This is a genomic window from Bradyrhizobium lablabi (assembly GCF_900141755.1).
GTDB classification, from domain to species: domain Bacteria; phylum Pseudomonadota; class Alphaproteobacteria; order Rhizobiales; family Xanthobacteraceae; genus Bradyrhizobium; species Bradyrhizobium lablabi_A.
Window position 1 is genome coordinate 7,146,168 of sequence record NZ_LT670844.1, and the last position, 19,015, is coordinate 7,165,182.

Sequence of the window (19,015 nt, forward strand, 5' to 3'; positions counted from 1 at the left end):
GCGAAAACCGACATAGACTGGCGAAGGCCGCGGGGATGACTAGCTAACAAGACTAGCTAAAAACAGCCGCCCGCGCCAAGGCTTTGACGTGAAGGTTTTAGACGCCAAGGCTTCAAGGGTGGCAAAGCTTGCGAGGGTGGAATGGGAATCAACCAGGGTCCGATCAGTCTCGATCAAAAATATACCCAGGGCTCCGGCCATATTTTCCTGACCGGGATTCAGGCGCTGGTTCGCCTGCCGATGGCGCAAATCCGCCGCGACCGCGCCGCCGGTCTCAATACCGCGGGTTTTATTAGCGGCTATCGCGGCTCGCCGCTCGGCGGTTATGACCAGCAACTCTTCGCCGCCCGAAAACATCTCGAACAATACAACATCAAATTCCAGCCCGGCGTGAACGAAGACTTGGCGGCCACCGCGATCTGGGGCTCGCAGCAACTCAATCTTTCGCAAGGCGCCCGCCACGATGGCGTGGTCGGCATCTGGTACGGCAAGGGCCCCGGCGTCGACCGCTGCGGCGACGTGTTCCGCCACGGCAATGCCGCAGGCTCGGCGAAAAACGGCGGCGTATTGTGTCTCGCCGGCGACGATCACGGCGCGAAATCCTCAACGGTCCCGCATCAGTCGGACCATGCCTTCATCTCGGCGCTGATGCCCTATCTCTACCCCTCCAGCATCCACGAAATGATCGAGATGGGCCTGCTCGGGATCGCGATGTCGCGCTATTCCGGCTGCTGGGTCGGCATGAAGGTGATCACCGAGACGGTGGAGACGACAGCCGAAATCGATCTCACCGACGAGATGAAGCCTTTCATCATCCCTCCCGATTTCGAGATGCCGCCGGGCGGTCTCAATCTGCGCTGGCCGGATGATCGCTTCGACCAGGACCGCCGCTTGCAGGATTACAAGGGTTTTGCCGCGATCGCGTTCGCCCGCGCCAACAAGGTCAACCGCATCACCATGGATTCGCCGAACGCCCGTTTCGGCATCATGGCCTCCGGCAAGAGCTACGAGGATATCCGTCAGGCGCTGCGCGAGCTCGGCGTGACGCCCGAGATCGCCGCGAAAATTGGCTTGCGGCTCTACAAGATCGGCATGCCCTGGCCGCTGGAGCCGGAAGGCGTGCGGCAGTTCGCGGTCGGTCTGGAAGAGATCTTCATCATCGAGGAACGCCGCGAGATCGTCGAGAATCAAGTCAAGCAGGAACTGTTCAACTGGCGCGACGACGTCCGTCCCCGCATCGTCGGCAAGATGGACGACCACGACAAGCGCTTCCTGCCGTTCGCCGAGGAACTCAGCGTCGCTTCGCTTGCGAGCTCACTCACCGAGCGGTTGCTGCGGTTGAACCTCAATCCCGAAATCGCAGCTCAGCTGCGCGCCAAGGCCGACTGGTTCAACGGGCGGCTGGCCACCCAGATGCAGCCGGTAGCGCCGATCACCCGCACGCCGTATTTCTGCTCGGGCTGTCCGCACAACACCTCGACCAAGGTGCCGGAAGGCAGCCGCGCTTTCGCCGGCATCGGCTGTCACTTCATGGCGCTATGGATGGACCGCAACACTGAAACCTTTACCCATATGGGCGGCGAGGGCGTGCCATGGGTGGGCGTTGCGCCCTTTACCAACGAGAAACACGTGTTCGCCAATCTCGGCGACGGCACTTATTTTCACTCCGGCAGTCTTGCGATCCGTCAGGCGATCGCCTCCGGCGCCAACATCACCTACAAGATCCTCTACAACGACGCGACCGCGATGACCGGCGGCCAGCATGTCGACGGCGAACTGTCGCCGCAACAGGTCACCTTCCAGCTCCACTCCGAAGGCATCCGCGACATCTATCTCGTTTCGGAAAATCCCGACGCCTATCCGGCGTCCGACATCGCGCCGGGCACCAGGACCGCGCATCGAGATGAACTCGATGCCGTCATGAAAACGCTGCGCGAGGTGAAGGGCGCTTCCGCGATCGTGTTCGTGCAGACCTGTGCCGCCGAAAAGCGCCGCCGCCGCAAACGCGGCACGATGGAGGATCCGGCCCGCCGCGTGCTGATCAACCCCGCGGTCTGCGAAGGCTGCGGCGATTGCTCGGTGCAGTCGAACTGCATTTCGGTAGAGCCGCTGGAGACGGAGCTCGGGCGCAAGCGCACCATCAACCAATCGACCTGCAACAAGGACTATTCCTGCGTGAAGGGCTTTTGCCCGTCCTTTGTCACCGTGGACGGCGGCAAATTGCGCCGCCGCGCGCCGCCCGATCTCGCTGATATCGGCGATTTGCCCGAACCGTCATCGCGGCCGTCGCTGGAACGGCCTTATAACGTCGCGGTCGGCGGCGTCGGCGGCACCGGCGTCCTGACCATCGGCGCGCTGCTCGGCATGGCCGCCCATATCGAGGGCAAGGCCAGCATGATCCTCGACATGTCGGGCCTGGCGCAAAAGGGCGGCGCGGTGCTGAGCCACGTTCGTCTGTCCGAACACACCGCCGACGTCACCTGTTCCCGCATCGTCACCGGCACCGCCGATCTCGTACTTGCCGCCGACGAAGTCGTGGCCGCGGCCAAGGAAACCATCTCGCTCTGCGAATCCGGCCGCACCTTTGGGGTCATCAACACCCATCTCATTCCGATCGCGGATTTCATCATGAACCGCGACTTCAATTTTCAGAGCCGCAAGGTCAACGCGGTCCTGGAAACCGCGTTGCGCAAGGATTCCTCGTTCTTCGATTTCACAAAGCCCGCCGAAATCCTGCTCGGCGATTCCATCGCCACCAACATGATGATGATGGGCTATGCCTATCAAAAGGGCCAGTTGCCGCTATCCGCCAGCGCCATCGAGCAGGCGATCGAGGTCAACGGCGTCGCCATCAAGATGAACACGCAGGCGTTCCAGCTTGGGCGCCTGGCGGCGGCCGACCCGGCGCGGCTCGCGGCGATGATGAAGGGCCAGGACGACACGGTGGCGCCGAAGACGCTGGAGGCGATGTCGTTCGACGAGATCATCGCCCACCGCAGCGCGCTTTTGACCGATTATCAAAATGCAAAGCTTGCCGAGCGCTATCGCAATCTGGTGACGCAGGTCCGCAACGCGGCGGTGCAGGGCGGCTTTGGCGATGCATTGCCGCGCGCGGTCGCGATCAACTACGCAAAACTGCTCGCCTACAAGGACGAATATGAGGTAGCGCGACTCTACACCGACGGCCGTTTTGCAAAACAGCTTCGCGATCAGTTCGACGGCGATTTCAAGATCAGCTTTAATCTCGCGCCGCCACTGCTCGGCGGGGCTAAGGATGCACTGGGCCGTCCGCGCAAGCGTGCGTTTGGGTCCTGGATGATACCGGTGTTCCGGTTGCTGGCGAACATGCGCCACTTGCGCGGCACGCCGTTCGACATTTTTGGTCACAGTGCCGACCGCAAGCTCGAGCGCGACCTGATCGCCGGTTACGAGAAAGATGTCGCGCACGTGCTTAACGTGCTTTCGCCGCTGACGCTTGACACCGCGATCGAACTTCTCTCGCTGCCGGATCGCATCCGCGGCTATGGACCGGTGAAGGAGAAGGCAGTGCAGGACGCCAAAGCGCGCTACGCGCAGCTCGCCGCCGATCTCGTCAACCCGCCGCCCGCGCCACGGCAGATCGCGGCGGAGTAAGTGTCGCTCTCTTATGCTCTGAAGTTACTTCCGCTTTCGGAGCATAGCGGACAGGGCAGACTTGCGGCTGGCTTAAGCCCTGTCGCGAATGACCCATCTGAGACATCAACCATTTCCAAGCAAGCGGTGCTCTAAGCCAGTTCTGGCCCCTATCAAAATACTCATTTGAGCTTATGACCCGAATGACGGCCGCTTGGTTCGCCAAGAGCAAGGAACGATCGGAGGCTTGGCAGGCTGTCTATGAAGCGATTGCCGGCAAGGATGGAGCTATGGGACAAATCGTTGCTTGAGCGCCCTTGCAACATAAAGGTGATATAAAAGGAGAGGTAAAGGAGGGATAACTCGATCACCATCGCGCTCGGTGCGATCACCGCGCGCGCGGACGATTGCTGGAGCACTGAGGCTCTGTGAGATGTGAACAGCTTGGCGGCTTCTGTCGCGCTGAAGACGGTCTGGAACAAAAAAATCATGAGACGGTTTGGAACACAAACAATCATGGTGGGTTGGTCCGACTAACTAAAATCAAGGGAGAACGACCATGAAACTTGCGACAATAGCATTGGCTTCTGCGTTCGCACTCTCAAGCACGTTCGCACTTGCATACACAAGTCATCATAAGAAGCATTCTAGTCAGTACCGCGGCAGCTACGGTCAGTACTACGGCAGCCCGAACAATCGAGGCGGATTGGTAGGCGGCTCGGACGCCGGTACTGGCGGCGGTCAGTACTACGGCAGCCAGAACAATCGAGGCGGATGGGGAGGCGGCTGGAACACCGGTACTGGCGGCAACAGTCAGTACTACGGCAACCCGAACAATCGAGGCGGATTGGTAGGCGGCTCGGACGCCGGTACCTACAGGCCCTAAGAGTAAGCTCGCGTAGGGCGGGTTCTCTTTAACCCGCCATCTCGCGTGGAGTGCGGCGGGTTAAAGTGAACCCGCCCTACGAAGCAGATTGCCTGACGGGCAAATCACTTCGGCGTTCGTCAATGGAGGAGTCCAGCCCTCTTCGCAAAAATATTCCGCTTAACCTGTCGGGCAAATCAAAACTATATCTCTCGCCATCCCGTCCCGAAAGAGGGGCGTTGGCCATCGTCACGAACGTTGGGGCGGGTTGCGGTGGACGCGGCAGCGTTGCGCGTGAAACGGGATTGCGGGGCGGGCTTTGCCTGTGAGCGATCAACGATACGCAGACGAGCACGCTTGAAGCGTACGGCAAAACCGTGTGGTCCTGGCACCCGTTGCTGGTGTCAAGTCGGCGGAGTTTTTCGCGGCCCAACCGGGCTGGCGAACATCGATATCCGCCGATGACGGTGACAAGACGAATTCGTCGCCGGGGAGAGCGCGGCATAAGTCGTAAAGCCATTGCGCAGGGAATGTCGGATTGCCTCCGCTGAACCTGTATGCTCGTGTGCGCTTTTTTGCACCATTTTGCACACGAGACCGCGGGTGCAGCGCGCATCCGGCATTCCCTGCGCCCTCTCTTTTCGAGCGGTGCAAGAATTACTTGCAAACCTCGGGCGCGCCGCGCCGCGGGAACGCGGACGCGCGTCTGCGGTATTCGGGATGGCGCCGCTGCGGATCGCGGCGGAAATAGGTCTTTGCCCCTCATGGTGAGGAGCGCGCTCTTGCGCGCGTCTCGAACCACGAGGCCCGTGGCACATCCTTCGAGACGCGGCCAAGAGGCCGCTCCTCAGGATGAGGACCTTATCGAGCCGTCTCGCCTGACGGAATATTTCCGCGCTTGCCAAGGCCGCCCTTACAGGCCAGAAAAAAGCTAGAGATCAAGAAACGCCTGCGGAGAACGATTTGAGCATCAGGGGCAAGGCCTATATCGCCGGGATTTACGAGCATCCGACCCGGCACGCGCCGGATAAATCCACCGCGCAGCTCCATGCCGAAGTTGCCAAGGGCGCCATCGAGGACGCCGGGCTCACGAAAGCCGATATCGACGGCTATTTCTGCGCCGGCGACGCCCCGGGCGGCGCCTGGCCGATGGTCGATTATTTGGGTCTCAAGGTGCGCCACATCGATTCTACCGAGACCGGCGGCTGTTCCTACCTGATCCATCTTGGACACGCTGCCGAGGCGATCGCCGCCGGCAAATGCTCGATCGCGCTGATTACGCTCGCGGGCAAGCCGCGCACCGGTCCGATGCCGCCGCGCGCCGCCGGCGCCGAGGCCGATTTCGAGGCGGCCTATGGCGCGACCACCCATAACGCCTACGGCATGTGTGCCATGCGCCACATGCACGACTACGGCACCACCAGCGAGCAGTTGGCCTGGATCAAGGTCGCCGCCTCCCATCACGCGCAATACAATCCGCATGCGATGCTGAAGGAGGTCGTGACCGTCGAGGATGTGTTGAATTCGCCGATGATTTCCGATCCGCTGCATCGGCTGGATTGCTGCGTCATCACCGACGGCGGCGGCGCGCTGATCGTCACCACGCCGGAAATCGCCAAAAGCCTGAAGAAGCCGTTGGTGCGCCTGATCGGACATGGCGAAGCGATGAAGGGTCCGCGCGGCGGCAAGGATCTCGATCTGACTTACTCCGCCGGCATCTGGTCCGGCCCCCGCGCATTCGAGGAGGCCGGCGTCACGCCGAAGGACATCAAATACGCGTCGATCTACGACAGCTTTACGATCACCGTGTTGATGCAGCTCGAAGACCTCGGCTTCTGCAGGAAGGGCGAGGGCGGTAAATTCGTTGCCGACGGCAATCTGATTTCCGGCGTCGGCAAATTGCCGTTCAACACCGATGGCGGTGGGCTCTGCAGCAATCATCCCGTCAATCGCGGCGGCATGACAAAAATCCTCGAGGCTGTCAGGCAATTGCGCGGTGAAGCCCATCCCAAGGTGCAGGTGAAGAACTGCGATCTCGCGGTCGCGCACGGCACCGGCGGACTACTTGGCGTACGCCACGCGGCTTCGACCGCTATTCTGGAGCGCGTGCAATGACGGAGCCAAAGAAATACCCGACGCCGGTGACCAATCCGGAAACCGCGCCGTTCTGGGAAGCCGCCAAGCAGGGAAAATTCCTCATCAAGCGCTGCACCGCGTGCGGCGAGCCGCATTATTTCCCGCGCTCGATCTGTCCGTTTTGTTTCTCCGACAAGACGGTGTGGGAGGAAAGCTCGGGCGAGGGCACGATCTATACGTTCAGCCTGATGCGCAAATCGGCGACCGGCCCCTACGCGATCGGTTACGTGACGTTGAAGGAAGGCCCGTCGCTGCAGACCAATTTCGTCGACTGCGACATGGAGAAGTTGAAGATCGGCCAGAAGGTCAAGGTGGTGTTCAAGCCGACCGACGGCGCGCCGCTGCCGTTCTTCACGCCGGTGTCGTGAGTTGAGCGCAAAGCGCGCCAAGCAAAGGGTGTCATCCCCGCGAAGGCGGGGATCCAGTAAACGCCGGTGATTACTGGACCCCCGCTTTCGCGGGGGTGACGACAATAAAGTGTGGCGACGACACTAAAAAAATTCGGGAGAAAATGAAAAAATGCCGATCAAGTACGATGAGCTGATGGCGCTGAAGAACCTCGGCCAGAAATATGCCTACAGCGATCGCGAGGTGATGCTGTACGCCTATGGCATCGGCATGGGCGCGGACCCGATGGACGAGAAGGAGCTCGCTTTCGTCAACGAAGCCGTCGCCACGCCGCGCGCGCTAAAAGTCGTCCCGACATTTGCTTCGGTCGCGGCATGGGGGGCCGGGCCCGGTGAAATGAATCTCAATCGGGTGATGGTGGTCGATGGCGAGCGCGACATCACCTTCCATCGGCCGCTCGCGGTAGCAGCCCATATCACCGCCGACTCCAGCGTGCTCGACGTCTTCGACAAGGGCAAGGACAAGGGCGCGGTGATCCGGCACAAGACCGTGCTCAAGAACGAGAACGGCGAGGAACTGGCGACGCTGGTCGCGTCACGCTTCGCGCGCGGCGATGGCGGTTTCGGCGGGCCTTCCGAAGGCCAGCCCGAACCGCACAAGGTGCCGACCCGCGCGCCCGACAGGACGATCGATATTTCCACGCGTCCGGATCAGGCGCTGGTCTATCGGCTTTGCGGCGATCGCAATCCGTTGCATTCCGATCCCGAATTCGCAAAGCGCGCCGGTTTTCCGAAACCGATCCTGCACGGCATGTGCACCTACGGCATCACCTGCCGCGGCATTTTGCAGACCTATGCCGATTACGATCCCACAGCGTTCAAACAGCACGCCGCGCGGTTTTCCTCGCCGGTCTATCCTGGCGAGACTGTGACGATGGATTTGTGGAAGGACGGCAACGTGGTTTCATTCGAGGCCAAAGTGAAGGCGAGAGGCGTCGCCGTCATCAAGAGCGGCAAGACGGTGCTGGGTTAGAGCGGCGAGGGCGGTGCGCTCCCTCGCCCCGCTCTTCGCGGGGAGAGGGTTGGGGTGAGGGGAGCCTCCACACCGGGACTCGCGGAGAGTCCCCCTCACCCGAAGGCTTCGCCTTCGACCTCTCCCCGCAAGCGGGGCGAGGTAAGGAAAGAAGAACCAGAAGGAGAACGACCATGGGATTACTCGACGGCAAGGTGGCGCTGATCACCGGGGCGGGCGGCGGGCTCGGTGAGGCCTATGCAAAGCTGTTCGCGCGCGAGGGGGCGGCGGTCGTGGTCAACGATCTCGGCGGGCCCCGTGACGGCTCTGGCGCCGATGTCTCGATGGCGCAGAAGGTCGTCAACGCGATTGTCGCCGAGGGCGGCCGTGCGGTCGCCAACGGCGCCGACATCTCGACGCTCGCCGGCGGGCAGTCGGTGTTCGACGATGCCATCAAGAATTTCGGCCGCGCCGATATCCTCGTCAACAATGCCGGCATCCTGCTCGACGAGACCTTTGCCAAGGCGAAAGAAGGGAATTGGGACAAGGTCATCCGGGTGCATCTCAAAGGCACCTTCTGCTGCACCCAGCCCGTCTTCCGCTGGATGCGGGACAATGGCGGCGGTGTCATCGTCAACACCTCCTCGACCTCCGGCCTGATCGGCAATTTCGGCCAGACCAATTACGGCGCGGCTAAGGGCGGTATCTGGGGATTGTCCAACGTGCTCGCGATCGAGGGCCGCAAGTACAATATCCGGGTCTGGACCCTGGCGCCGGGCGCGCTGACCCGCATGACCGCAGACCTGCCACGCTATAAGGAAAATCCTGGATTGGCCTTGGGGCCGGACGGCATCGCGCCGGCCGTGCTATACATGGTCAGCGATTTGTCGGGCGACCAGACCGGCAAAGTGTTGGGCGTCTCCGGCCCGCGCGGGGTGCGGGAGATGCGGATGATGGAAATGGAAGGCTGGAAACCGCCCCATACGGGATGGAAGCCACAGGATGTCGTCGACCACGCCAACGAGATCTTCTTCTCCGAAGAGCAGATCAAGATGGGCGCGCGGCGGTTTTAGTTCAAACGTCATTCCGGCATGGTCCGAAGGACCAGACCGCAGATGCGCAATTGCGCATCGGGGAATCTCGAGATTCCGGGTTCATGCTTCGCATGCCCCGGAATGACGAAAGAGAGAAGAGGCACAGATGACAAAACTCACCCCCAGCGCCGCAGGCACCTTTGCGATCGCGCCGACGCCGTTCCACGACGACGGCCGCATCGACGAGAAATCCATCGACCGGCTGACGGATTTTTATGCCGAGGTCGGCTGCGACGGCGTCACGGTGCTCGGCATCCTCGGCGAGGCGCCAAAACTCGATGCCGCGGAGGCCGAGCAGGTCGCGATCCGCTTCGTCAAGCGCGCCAAGAACATGCAGATCATCGTGGGCGTCTCGGCGCCGGGATTTGCCACCATGCGCGCGCTGGCGCTGAAGTCGATGGATGCGGGTGCTGCCGGTGTCATGATCGCACCGCCGCCCAATTTGCGCACCGACGATCAGATCATCGGTTATTTCAAGCAGGCGGTGGAAGCGATCGGCACGGATGTGCCCTGGGTGCTGCAGGATTATCCGCTGACCTTGTCGGTCGTGTTCACACCCAGCGTGATCCGCAAGATCGTGATGGACAATCCGTCCTGCGTGATGCTCAAGCACGAGGACTGGCCGGGGCTGGAGAAAATTTCCGCGCTCCGCGGCTTCCAGAAAGACGGCTCGCTGCGGCCGCTGTCGATCCTGACCGGCAATGGCGGGCTGTTCCTCGATTTCGAGATGGAACGCGGCGCTGACGGCGCGATGACCGGCTACGCCTTTCCGGAATTGCTGATCGATGTCGTGAGGTTGTCGAAAGAGGGCCGCCGCGACGCCGCACACGATCTGTTCGACGCGCATCTGCCGCTGATCCGCTACGAGCAGCAGCCTGGCGCAGGCCTCGCGGTACGCAAATATGTCCTGCAAAAGCGCGGCGTGATCGCCTCGAGCGCGCAGCGCAAGCCCGGCGCGAATATCACGGCTACCGCAAAGTCCGAAGTCGATTACCTGTTGGCGCGGGTGGCGCGTCTCGACAAGCGCGCCAACCTGCAGCCATTATCAAGTGCCGCGGGCTGATCGCATGGCAGAGGCCGTCACAGCGCGTCCGGCGTCCACCATCCTGCTGCTGCGCGACAGCGCAGGCCCCGACGACAACGGTCGCGGAGAGATCGAAGTCTTCATGATGGTGCGCCATTATGAAATCGACTTCAACTCCGGGGCGCTGGTGTTTCCCGGCGGCAGCGTCGACAAGGGCGACAACGAGATCCTCGCACGGCCCGAGCTTTACTCGGGCGGCGAGGGGCTCGATGCGGACGACTTAAGTTTCCGCATCGCCGCGATCCGCGAGACCTTTGAGGAAAGCGGCATTCTGCTCGCGCGTTCCCGCGGATCGAACGGCTTGATCGATGCCAGGCGGGCGCGCGAGATCGAAGCGGCCCATCGCGCCATCCTGTGCGAGGGCAAGACGACATTTTTAAAAGTGCTCGCCGATAATGGGCTGTTGCTGGCGCTCGATGAACTCGTGCCCTATGCCCACTGGATCACGCCGGAGGGCATGCCAAAGCGATTCGACACCTGGTTCTTCCTCGCCGCGGCACCTCCCGAGCAGGTCGGCGCCCATGACGGCAAGGAATCCACCGATTCGATCTGGGTATCGCCGCGAGAGGCCTTGGCCGGCGGCGAGAGCGGGCGGTTCAAATTGCCGTTTCCGACCACGCGCAACCTGATCCGGCTCGGCAAGCAGAACAGCGTCAAGTCGGCGCTCGACGACATCAGCGGCAAGCCGATCGTGACGGTGATGCCGGTCATGACAAAGCTCAACGGCGGCCGCCAGCTCCGCATCCCCCGGGAAGCCGGCTATGATGGCGAGGTTTTTGAAGTCGGCGCGGTGTGACGCAAGGCCCAACGGTAGTGCGCTGATCTCTCGTTCGTCATGTCCGGTCTTGTGCCGGGCATCCGCGTCTTTAAGCCCGGTGGTAAAGCATGACGCTGCTAGAACCGTGTCTTACACCAACACTTCGATATGCAGCGAAGTATATCGATACACGACCATGTAGTGTTCCGCCTCGAAGCCTCGGGAGCCGGAACGACGCAGATGGAAAATACTTCTTCGCGAAATCCTTACATCGCCGTGGAGCTTGCATTACTCTTGCTGTTGGCGGCGCTGTGGGGCGCGTCCTATACCTTCATCAAGCTCGGCGTCGCAACTATCCCACCGATCACGTTGATCGCGGCGCGCACCTCGATTGCGGGATTGCTGCTGCTTGTGATCATGCACGCGCGCGGGCTGCGGCTGCCGAAGGATGCCGGGACCTGGCGGCGCTTTTTGTTTCAGGCCTGCCTCAACAGCGTGATCCCCTGGACGCTGATCGCCTGGGGCGAACGTTTTCTCGACGCGGGCCTTGCGACCATTCTCAATTCCACCTCACCGATCTTCACGTTCTTCCTGGCGTTCGCGATCACGGGAGCGGAGGCGCTGAGTGCGCGAAAACTGTTGGGCGTTCTCGCCGGGATGGCTGGCATCTGCCTGATCGTGGGCGTGCAGGCGCTCAATGGGTTAGGCGAGCAGCTTGCCGCGCAACTCGCCGTGGTGGCGGCAACGGTTTGCTATGCCGGCGGCGCCATCTTCAGCCGCGGTTTCAAGGGCCTCGATCCGATGGCGCCGGCCGCGGGTTCGCTAATCTGTGGCGCGGCGATCCTGATACCCGTCAGCCTCGTCGTGGACCGGCCATGGAGCCTTGCGCCCTCGATGAGCTCGCTGCTGGCGCTGCTCGCACTCGCGCTATTCTCGACCGCGTTCGCCTTTGTCATCTATTTTCGGCTGATCCAGACACTGGGCTCGGTCGGCACCACGGCGCAAGCGTATTTGCGGGTGCCGATCGGCGTCGCGCTTGGCGTCGTTTTTCTCGGCGAAAGCCTGTCCTCGACGGCATGGATCGGTCTTGCCTGCGTCGTGACCGGCGTGGTCGCGATGACGATACCGGGCCGGAGGCCGACGTTGGTTAACGCGTCGACCTGAAGAGTGCGCTCCTGATTCGGGGTCCACGCCTGGGCACGGTATGGGTCCCGGCTCTGCGGAGCAGCGTGAAGGACGCTGGATCGCGTCCGGGACACGGACATACCCGCGCGCGCGCCCCGCGGGCATTGGCGGCCGGCGGCAGGTTCCCCTAAGGCCCGATTCCATCGTATAAAAGGGCCACTGTTCGGACCCAGGTCCCGATCCCCATGCCCTTTGCCGCCTTCATCCGACGGATACGGTCATTTTCGCTTTCGATCGGTCAGCTGACCTTTGCCAGCTTCATCCTGCTGCTGGCGATGATCGTGATGACCAGCGTCGCCAGCGTCATCTCCATCCGCCACATCGATACGACCTTTGCCGAGTTGCAGCGGCTGCAGAGCCTTGGCGACGTCGCCGTGGATATCGATCGGCGCATGAACGAGCTGCGGCTCGCCGCCCGCGATTTCGTCACCGATCCGGACGCCCGGCCCGAGCGGGTGGGGGCAGCCGCGTCGGCGCTGAGCGCGCTGCTCAAGAAAACGCGGTTGGAGCTTGCGCCCGAACAGCAGGATATGATCGACGGCGTTACCCAGCGGCTTGCGAACTACCGCGAAGGCATCGAGCGGGTCACCGCGTTGATCGCGCGGCGCACGCAACTGGTCGCGGCCTTGCCGCCGGTGCGCGAGCGGTTCGAGCAGGCGATCGCCGACGTGCCCGATCGCGAGACCGCGCGCAGTCTGTTTCGCATGCAAAACCAGGTTGCCGAGGCCTTGCTGACGCACGATCCAGCGGCGGCCGAGCAGGCCGCCCAACGCATGCGGGCACTCGCCATCAACCAACCGGCGCTTCGCGGCGCGGTCGATGCCTATGCCGACGCGATTATTTCGGTCTCGGACACGGAGGCGCAGATCGCCGAGATCGACAAGGACGTCTTGGGCATCGAAGGCCGGCAGATCGGACGGGTGACCGAATTGTTGCGCGAGGTCAGCGCCAGCCGGGGCCGGCTACTGGGCGTCGATTTCGCCAAGACCCTGGCCCACGACAAATGGCAAAGCATCATCCTGGGAACGCTGGGTGTCTTGATCGGACTGGTCGCGGCACTGTTCGTGGTGCGCCGCACCGTGCGTCCGCTCAAGGCGATTGCGACCGCGATTCGTTCGCTCGCCGCGGGCAAGAAGGACGCCTCGATCCCGGCGACCGACATCAACAACGAGATCGGCGATATCGCCCGCGCCGCCGAAGTGTTCCGCCGCACCTTGGTCGACGCCGACGCCGCGCGGGAAGCGGCGGTGCACGCATTGGCCGAGCAGCGCCTTGCCGAGGAAAGCTATCGCAAGCTGTTCCAGGGCTCGGTCGACGGCATCTATGTGACGACGCCGGGCGGCGTGCTGCTCAACGCCAACCCGGCGCTGGCGCGAATCATGGGATACGCGACACCGCAGGGTCTGATCGAGGGCATCAGCGACATCGCGCAGACGGTCTACGTTCATCCGGCGGCGCGAGCGGAATACCAGTCGCTGATGCAGCGCGACGGCATGGTGCGCGAGTTCGAGTATCAGGTACGTGCGCGCGACGGCACCATCCTCTGGCTGTCCGACAGCGCCACCGCCGTGCGCGACGATCGAGACCAGGTCATCCGCTATGAGGGAACGGTGCGCGACATCACCGATCAGAAACGCGCCGAGGACGCGATCGCCGAGGGAAGGCGGCTATTGCAGCAGGTGATCGACACCGTGCCCGCGGTCATCAACGTCAAGGACAAGCAGCTCCGCTATGTCCTGATGAACCGCTACATGGCCGGCATCTTCGGTGTCGAGCCGGCCGACGCGATCGGCCGCACCACCAGCGATCTGATGTCGCGCTATGGTGCGCAGAAGACCGACGAGAATGACAAGCGCGTGCTGGCCTCGGGCAGGGGGCTCGGATTCTACGAGGAGGAGTATCTGGATTCCCAAGGCAAGTTGCGGCAGTGGCTGGTGAACAAGATGCCGCTGCTCGATGCCGAGGGCGAGATCGAACGCATCGTCACCGTCGCGCTCGATATCGGCGAGCGTAAGCGCGGCGAGCAGGAAATGCGAAAAGCGAAGGATGCCGCCGAAGCCGCGCTGCGCAATCTGCGGGAGACCCAGAACTCGCTGATCGAGGCGGAAAAGCTCGCAGCGCTCGGGCGGCTGGTGGCGGGCGTCGCCCACGAGGTCAATAATCCCGTCGGCATCAGCCTGACGGTCGCTTCCTCGCTGGAGCGCAAGACGGCATTGTTCGCCGCCGAAGTCGAGCGCGGCAATCTGCGGCGATCGAGCCTTAGCGAATTTCTGGAGACCAGCCGCGATGCGTCCTCGCAGCTCGTCGCCAATCTCAATCGCGCCGCCGAACTGATCACCTCGTTCAAGCAGGTCGCCGCCGACCGCAATTACTCGGACCAGCGCACCTTCGACCTCGGCGATCTCACCGAGCAGGTCGTGATGAGCCTGCGGCCGGGCTTGCGGAAGCACAATCTGTCGCTCACCGTCGATTGCCAGCCCAATCTCACCATGAACTCTTATCCGGGCCCATACGGCCAGGTGCTGACCAACCTTTTTCTCAATGCGGTGGCCCATGCTTTTCCCGACGGCAAGCCCGGCGCGGTGGATATCCAGGTGCGGGCATCCGGCAAGGACAATGTCGAGATCATTTTCTCCGACAATGGTTGCGGCATGAGCCTCGACGTCCGCCGCCGCGCCTTCGATCCGTTCTTCACCACCCGCCGCGATCAGGGCGGCACCGGGCTCGGCCTGCATATCGTCTACAGCATCGTGACCAACCGCCTCGGCGGCCGGCTCGACCTCGATTCAGAGCCGGGCAAAGGCACCCGGATCCAGATCATCCTGCCCCGCGTGGCGCCGCTGGAGCAGGCGGCGGAATAACGAGCGCGCTCGTCAGTCGATGTCGGCGAGCTTGCGCAAGGTCGCCTTGAATATCTGGCTCGCTTTGCCGACCAGCGCGGTGCCGTCCATCACCGCTGCCTTATCGGTGAAGGTGCCGGAGACGCCGATGCCGACCGGGCTCGGCCCGCCGAACAAAGGATTGGCGTCGGGACTGGAGGTGTGGCGCTGGACCAGCACCTCGCCCTTGAATGTATCGCCCTTCGACGTGTAGCTGCCGGTGTAAAACAGATAGGCATCGCCGCCGACGATCTTGCCGTCCCGGAACACGACCACGCCGCTGCCCTTGCCCACACGACCATCCTGCAGGCTGACGTGGATCGAATACAGACCATTCTTCATGGCGTGGCCGGTTAACGACGTCCGTCATTCACGGAGTCGGTTCCCTGTTATGCCAAAGCGCCACGCGCGGCGTCAACGCGACAGGTTGACCGCGCCCGCCACGCCCGGCGCAAACTCACTAACCGGGACGTTCGCCGTAGCGCGCGCAAATGGCATCCGGTTGGCTGCAGGAAATTATTCCTTGTTAACACTCAGCGCGCGCTTGGACCGCTCAGCCAGCATCCATTTCCGAAGCTAACACCGTATTCACCCGGAATGTCGCGAATCACCGTCTGTCATAATCTTGGCCCGCGAAATGCATGGCGAAGGAAGCACCGGCCGGTGGGTGCTGGAGCAGGAGAAACGTGAGCAACTGGAACGATTCCGGCGGCCATGAGCCGCATTTAGACACTGACGACAACGATTGGGAAAATTCGGGTCGCCGACATAAAAGGCGATTAAGAACGTCGCTGACGTTCGGTCTTGCCGCGCTATTGCTGGCACTGGCTTCCCATTCCGGGCATGCGCGCGATCCCGACGGGCGCTATGCCAACTCGCCCCTGAAGCAATGGTTTGACAGTCTCAAAAGCGGCAAGGGGCCGTGCTGTTCGGATGCCGACGGCACCGCGGTTTCCGACGTCGATTGGGAATCCGCGGGCGGTCATTATCGCGTACGGCTCGATGGCGAATGGGTCGACGTGCCGGATGAAGCTGTCATCACCGAACCCAACCGGATCGGCCGCACCATGGTGTGGCCGCTGCGCGGGTACCTCGGCACCTCGATCCGATGCTTCATGCCGGGCAGCATGACTTAGCTGACGTTGCGCTTGTCTGCGCGTTTTAAAGCGCGCCAGATTTGTTTGCAGGCAACCATCGCGAGCGCCGACACGATCAGCGGCAGCAGGATCGTGCTTGCGGCGCTCACGTAGATAATCTGGTCCTTGGCGTCGCCGCCCTCTGACCAGATCGCGCCCGGCAGATATCTCGAAATGTCGCCGGTGATGTAAGTTTGGGTGGGACGAACCAGCGAGGCCATGCAAACGGCGATCGCTAGATAATTCCACCACCGCCGCGCGGCGAGGCGTATCAGGAGAACGGCTGTGGCGATCTGCGCGACGATGATGATGGCAACCGAAGGCCAGCCGTTCATCGGCCAAGCCGTCGCGTGATGGCGGCTTGGCGCCTTTTTTCCTCAGGCATATTTTTTGTCGCGCTCCAGGAGCTCGACCGAGATGCCCTGCGGCCCGCGGATGAAGCAGATGCGCACACCCGGCCGGATCGTCGTCGGCTCCTTGGTGAATTCGACGCCCTTGGCCTTGATCTCGGCGGCCACCGCATCGATGTCTTTCACCGTCAGCCCGAAATGATCGAGCCCCTGATAGGGCGTTACCGGCGGGCTGTTGACGCCGTCGCCGGCCACAACCGGCGCGATGAACACATTGGCGCCGCCGAGCTTGACGTCGATCCGCCCGGGGCCGTGGATGATCACGCCGCCGAGAATGTTTTCAAGCCAGGCCGCGGTCGCCTCCGGATCGGGACTGCGCAAGTGAATATGATCCCAGGTGACTATCGGCATCGTCGTTCTCCCCTTGGCTTTGGCTAGCGCGCCGCTTGCCGCGACGCGTCGCTTGGCCGCGGCACGCGCCGCGACGCCGTCAATTTAGCGGTCGCGTTCCGGCATGGCCATCCCCATCGCCAGGCCGCCGGCCATCCCCAATATTGTTACATTTCGATGCAACCATTTCGGAGTTTGCCGATTATGGGAAAGCGGCGGAACCGGTGCAACGCGTCCACCGCGTGTGTGGCTGTGCGGCGCAACAGGTGATAATTGTTTGCCGCCAATCGGTGGGCATGACGATGAACACTGGGCTGTACGGTATCGAATTGACCGGGCCCGCCGAAGTCGGCGGCAATTTCCCGGATCGGCCGGAAAAATCGGGGGTCAACTACTTCAAACTCGGACTTTTCTGGCTGCCGGCGGCCCTGATCGCCGGTTTTGCCTGCTGGATGCTGCTGTTTGGCTACGCCGGCCACAGCGCCGAACGCGAACCGGCGCGGATGGCGACTGCCGCGACCGAGCCGCCTCCATGGCCGGCAACCGTCACGAATGTCGCGCGGGACGGTTCCACCTTCGACCCGGCGACCGCGGAGGCGATCACGCCCGCGCAACCCGCCCCCGTCGACCGGCTCAAGATTTCATCGCAATCCTGGCGAAGGGGCGGGCTGGGGTCGAAGGCGCTCGTCACGCTCACGCTCCGCAATGCCAACAGTTACGCGGTCAAGGATATCGAGCTGTTTTGCTCATTTGCCCGCCGGGACGGCAGCCACCTGACCGACCGCACCCGGGTGATCCATGATGTCGTCAACATGAAGAGCCGCAAGACCTTTGCCCGCATGCATGTCGGTTTCGTCAATATCAATGCCGATCTGGCCAAATGCTCGCTGGTCGCCGCGAGCCACCTCTAGCGCCCGATTTGGCAGCCGAGGCCCCGCGGGGGTAACGAAGCGGTAACTTCGTTGTTACGGGGGTCTGGCGGCCCTAGGAACCAATCGCAACATCCCTAGTTAGATTGTTAATCCGCGCCAATGCGTGCGGACGGAGTGATGCCGAAATGCCCGTGGCGCGATATTTTATGTACGTCGGCGGAGTGTTGCTCGCGCTGCTGTTCGTCATCAATGCGTATTTGCCGGCGCCGCCGCCGGTTGCCGACAGAGCGGATGCGGAGCTGCCCGTGATCCGTATTCATTCCGCGCGACAATGGCCCAAGGCCGTGGTTTTCGATACCAGCCAGCCTGCGCCCGCCCAGATCGCAAAGACCGAGACTGCCGCGCCGGCCCCGGCAACGGTTGCCGACGCCTCGGCGAAGGCGCGGGTGCGGGACGCGTTTGCGCAGCTTCAGCCATCCGATCTGAAGCAGGTGGAGAAGCAGGGAGCACAGCCCGACCCGAAAACGGCGGAAGTGAAAACGGCGGAAGTAAAGCCCCAACCCAAGCGCAGGGTTGCAAAAAGGCGTGTGGCGCCTCCCGTGGGTCCGCCGACGATGCTGGTTGCACAGCAACCGCACTTTGGATTTGGGCTGTTCGGCAACAACGTTTGGTAAGAACCAGCTGGTAAGCTGGGTGTTTAGCGCGGCGGTTTTGCGCCGACCTTCGTTCTCGCCCCGCATCCTCTGAGTTTGTTCGCCGCTATCAGATGCCGCCAGGCAGTTCGATGCCTGCTTCCATCAAATCGCGAAGGAATTTCCGCACCAGCAGCATGTTGGTTTCTTGCAGCACCGCGGGTCCTACCCAATATGGGTATGGCGACGGTCTCGCAGCGTCAATAGCGACTTGTGAGCGGAATGATTTTCTCCGATAGATCACTGAGTTGCCGTGTGCGCAATTGGGCACGCGCCCTGGAAGCGCCGAGCCGACACTCGTCCCGCTTCAATTTACTGAATGGCTTACGATTCCCGATTCGGCATTTCGAATGGTTGGACCACATGACATTCATTATCGAAGCGACAAGAGACGATCACCGCACCGCTGACATCCGTTCCAGCGTCATTGATGCGGTGATATTGGCCCGGAAGCTTGCGGCGGATGGTTTTGCGGTTTCGATCAGCACACCAGCCGGGCGTCAATACGGCGCCGATCAGTTCAAGCTTTTGCTGACACGCGAAAGTTTGAGCTCGCAAGGAGCGGGCGAAGCGGAATGAGGGATGCGACGGCGTAGGACACCGC

Annotated in this window: 18 protein-coding genes; 14 read left to right on the top strand and 4 right to left on the bottom strand. The window is 62.3% G+C overall.

The window, feature by feature from the left end; genetic code table 11:
- Positions 1-141: 141 nt before the first annotated feature.
- Positions 142-3,633, top strand: coding sequence for an indolepyruvate ferredoxin oxidoreductase family protein (locus B5526_RS33285; protein WP_079543920.1), 3,492 nt, complete (start codon positions 142-144; stop codon positions 3,631-3,633).
- 161 nt (positions 3,634-3,794) lie between these two features.
- On the opposite strand, the gene B5526_RS33290 is transcribed toward B5526_RS33285, so the two are convergent.
- Positions 3,795-4,130, bottom strand: a complete 336-nt coding sequence (locus B5526_RS33290; protein ID WP_154071145.1) for a hypothetical protein — start codon at positions 4,128-4,130, stop codon at positions 3,795-3,797.
- A 41-nt stretch (positions 4,131-4,171) separates the two neighbouring features.
- Here B5526_RS33290 and B5526_RS38170 point away from each other — a divergent pair, with 41 nt between their 5' ends.
- From B5526_RS38170 to B5526_RS33330, 9 genes are all read left to right on the top strand, one after another.
- Entirely contained in the window at positions 4,172-4,498 is a 327-nt protein-coding gene (locus tag B5526_RS38170) for a hypothetical protein (RefSeq protein WP_154071576.1), read from the top strand.
- A 942-nt stretch (positions 4,499-5,440) separates the two neighbouring features.
- Positions 5,441-6,592, top strand: a complete 1,152-nt coding sequence (locus B5526_RS33295; protein ID WP_079543921.1) for a thiolase domain-containing protein — start codon at positions 5,441-5,443, stop codon at positions 6,590-6,592.
- Complete coding sequence (locus B5526_RS33300) at positions 6,589-6,981, top strand: Zn-ribbon domain-containing OB-fold protein (protein WP_079543922.1); 393 nt, start codon at positions 6,589-6,591, stop codon at positions 6,979-6,981. The genes B5526_RS33295 and B5526_RS33300 overlap by 4 nt, the downstream gene beginning before the upstream one ends.
- Positions 6,982-7,132: 151 nt before the next feature.
- Complete coding sequence (locus B5526_RS33305; RefSeq protein ID WP_079543923.1) at positions 7,133-7,993, top strand: MaoC/PaaZ C-terminal domain-containing protein; 861 nt, start codon at positions 7,133-7,135, stop codon at positions 7,991-7,993.
- A 173-nt stretch (positions 7,994-8,166) separates the two neighbouring features.
- Positions 8,167-9,045: an SDR family oxidoreductase gene (locus B5526_RS33310; protein WP_079543924.1), complete on the top strand. Its 879-nt coding sequence runs from the start codon at positions 8,167-8,169 to the stop codon at positions 9,043-9,045.
- 127 nt (positions 9,046-9,172) lie between these two features.
- Positions 9,173-10,129 carry a dihydrodipicolinate synthase family protein gene (locus B5526_RS33315; protein ID WP_079543925.1) on the top strand — a complete coding sequence of 319 codons (957 nt, stop codon included), beginning with the start codon at positions 9,173-9,175 and terminating at the stop codon, positions 10,127-10,129.
- 4 nt (positions 10,130-10,133) lie between these two features.
- Positions 10,134-10,946 (top strand): NUDIX hydrolase, encoded by an 813-nt coding sequence (locus B5526_RS33320; RefSeq protein ID WP_079543926.1) that lies wholly within the window; start codon positions 10,134-10,136, stop codon positions 10,944-10,946.
- A 201-nt stretch (positions 10,947-11,147) separates the two neighbouring features.
- Positions 11,148-12,071: a DMT family transporter gene (locus tag B5526_RS33325; protein WP_079545770.1), complete on the top strand. Its 924-nt coding sequence runs from the start codon at positions 11,148-11,150 to the stop codon at positions 12,069-12,071.
- 206 nt (positions 12,072-12,277) lie between these two features.
- Entirely contained in the window at positions 12,278-14,953 is a 2,676-nt protein-coding gene (locus B5526_RS33330; protein WP_079543927.1) for a PAS domain S-box protein, read from the top strand.
- A 12-nt stretch (positions 14,954-14,965) separates the two neighbouring features.
- Here B5526_RS33330 and B5526_RS33335 read toward each other — a convergent pair whose 3' ends face one another.
- A complete protein-coding gene (locus B5526_RS33335; RefSeq protein ID WP_079543928.1) occupies positions 14,966-15,313 on the bottom strand; it encodes a GrlR family regulatory protein in 348 nt (115 codons plus the stop codon).
- Between the two features lie 344 nt (positions 15,314-15,657).
- Between B5526_RS33335 and B5526_RS33340 the strand changes: the two genes are divergently transcribed.
- Complete coding sequence (locus B5526_RS33340) at positions 15,658-16,107, top strand: hypothetical protein (RefSeq protein ID WP_172842165.1); 450 nt, start codon at positions 15,658-15,660, stop codon at positions 16,105-16,107.
- On the opposite strand, the gene B5526_RS33345 is transcribed toward B5526_RS33340, so the two are convergent.
- Both B5526_RS33345 and B5526_RS33350 read right to left on the bottom strand, forming a co-directional pair.
- Positions 16,104-16,442, bottom strand: a complete 339-nt coding sequence (locus B5526_RS33345; RefSeq protein WP_079543929.1) for a hypothetical protein — start codon at positions 16,440-16,442, stop codon at positions 16,104-16,106. The two genes, B5526_RS33340 and B5526_RS33345, sit on opposite strands and share 4 nt — an antisense overlap.
- A 42-nt stretch (positions 16,443-16,484) precedes the next feature.
- Positions 16,485-16,868, bottom strand: coding sequence for a VOC family protein (locus B5526_RS33350; RefSeq protein ID WP_079543930.1), 384 nt, complete (start codon positions 16,866-16,868; stop codon positions 16,485-16,487).
- 281 nt (positions 16,869-17,149) lie between these two features.
- Here B5526_RS33350 and B5526_RS33355 point away from each other — a divergent pair, with 281 nt between their 5' ends.
- From B5526_RS33355 to B5526_RS33365, 3 genes are all read left to right on the top strand, one after another.
- Positions 17,150-17,758: a hypothetical protein gene (locus tag B5526_RS33355; RefSeq protein ID WP_154071577.1), complete on the top strand. Its 609-nt coding sequence runs from the start codon at positions 17,150-17,152 to the stop codon at positions 17,756-17,758.
- A 146-nt stretch (positions 17,759-17,904) separates the two neighbouring features.
- The gene (locus tag B5526_RS33360) at positions 17,905-18,393 is read left to right on the top strand and encodes a hypothetical protein (protein WP_079543932.1); all 489 of its coding nucleotides are present in this window, start codon (positions 17,905-17,907) and stop codon (positions 18,391-18,393) included.
- Positions 18,394-18,774: 381 nt separating this feature from the next.
- Positions 18,775-18,990: a hypothetical protein gene (locus tag B5526_RS33365; RefSeq protein WP_079543933.1), complete on the top strand. Its 216-nt coding sequence runs from the start codon at positions 18,775-18,777 to the stop codon at positions 18,988-18,990.
- Positions 18,991-19,015 lie beyond the last annotated feature (25 nt).

What these genes read in the sequence shown, in the direction of transcription:
- B5526_RS33290 (WP_154071145.1), bottom strand. Translation starts at nt 4,130, where the DNA reads ATGATTGTTTGTGTTCCAAACCGTCTCATGATTTTTTTGTTCCAGACC.
- B5526_RS33355 (WP_154071577.1), top strand. Translation starts at nt 17,150, where the DNA reads ATGAACACTGGGCTGTACGGTATCGAATTGACCGGGCCCGCCGAAGTC.
- B5526_RS33305 (WP_079543923.1), top strand. Translation starts at nt 7,133, where the DNA reads ATGCCGATCAAGTACGATGAGCTGATGGCGCTGAAGAACCTCGGCCAG.
- B5526_RS33335 (WP_079543928.1), bottom strand. Translation starts at nt 15,313, where the DNA reads ATGAAGAATGGTCTGTATTCGATCCACGTCAGCCTGCAGGATGGTCGT.
- B5526_RS33310 (WP_079543924.1), top strand. Translation starts at nt 8,167, where the DNA reads ATGGGATTACTCGACGGCAAGGTGGCGCTGATCACCGGGGCGGGCGGC.
- B5526_RS33325 (WP_079545770.1), top strand. Translation starts at nt 11,148, where the DNA reads ATGGAAAATACTTCTTCGCGAAATCCTTACATCGCCGTGGAGCTTGCA.
- B5526_RS33330 (WP_079543927.1), top strand. Translation starts at nt 12,278, where the DNA reads ATGCCCTTTGCCGCCTTCATCCGACGGATACGGTCATTTTCGCTTTCG.
- B5526_RS33365 (WP_079543933.1), top strand. Translation starts at nt 18,775, where the DNA reads ATGACATTCATTATCGAAGCGACAAGAGACGATCACCGCACCGCTGAC.
- B5526_RS33360 (WP_079543932.1), top strand. Translation starts at nt 17,905, where the DNA reads ATGCCCGTGGCGCGATATTTTATGTACGTCGGCGGAGTGTTGCTCGCG.
- B5526_RS33350 (WP_079543930.1), bottom strand. Translation starts at nt 16,868, where the DNA reads ATGCCGATAGTCACCTGGGATCATATTCACTTGCGCAGTCCCGATCCG.
- B5526_RS33300 (WP_079543922.1), top strand. Translation starts at nt 6,589, where the DNA reads ATGACGGAGCCAAAGAAATACCCGACGCCGGTGACCAATCCGGAAACC.
- B5526_RS33315 (WP_079543925.1), top strand. Translation starts at nt 9,173, where the DNA reads ATGACAAAACTCACCCCCAGCGCCGCAGGCACCTTTGCGATCGCGCCG.
- B5526_RS38170 (WP_154071576.1), top strand. Translation starts at nt 4,172, where the DNA reads ATGAAACTTGCGACAATAGCATTGGCTTCTGCGTTCGCACTCTCAAGC.
- B5526_RS33320 (WP_079543926.1), top strand. Translation starts at nt 10,134, where the DNA reads ATGGCAGAGGCCGTCACAGCGCGTCCGGCGTCCACCATCCTGCTGCTG.
- B5526_RS33285 (WP_079543920.1), top strand. Translation starts at nt 142, where the DNA reads ATGGGAATCAACCAGGGTCCGATCAGTCTCGATCAAAAATATACCCAG.
- B5526_RS33345 (WP_079543929.1), bottom strand. Translation starts at nt 16,442, where the DNA reads ATGAACGGCTGGCCTTCGGTTGCCATCATCATCGTCGCGCAGATCGCC.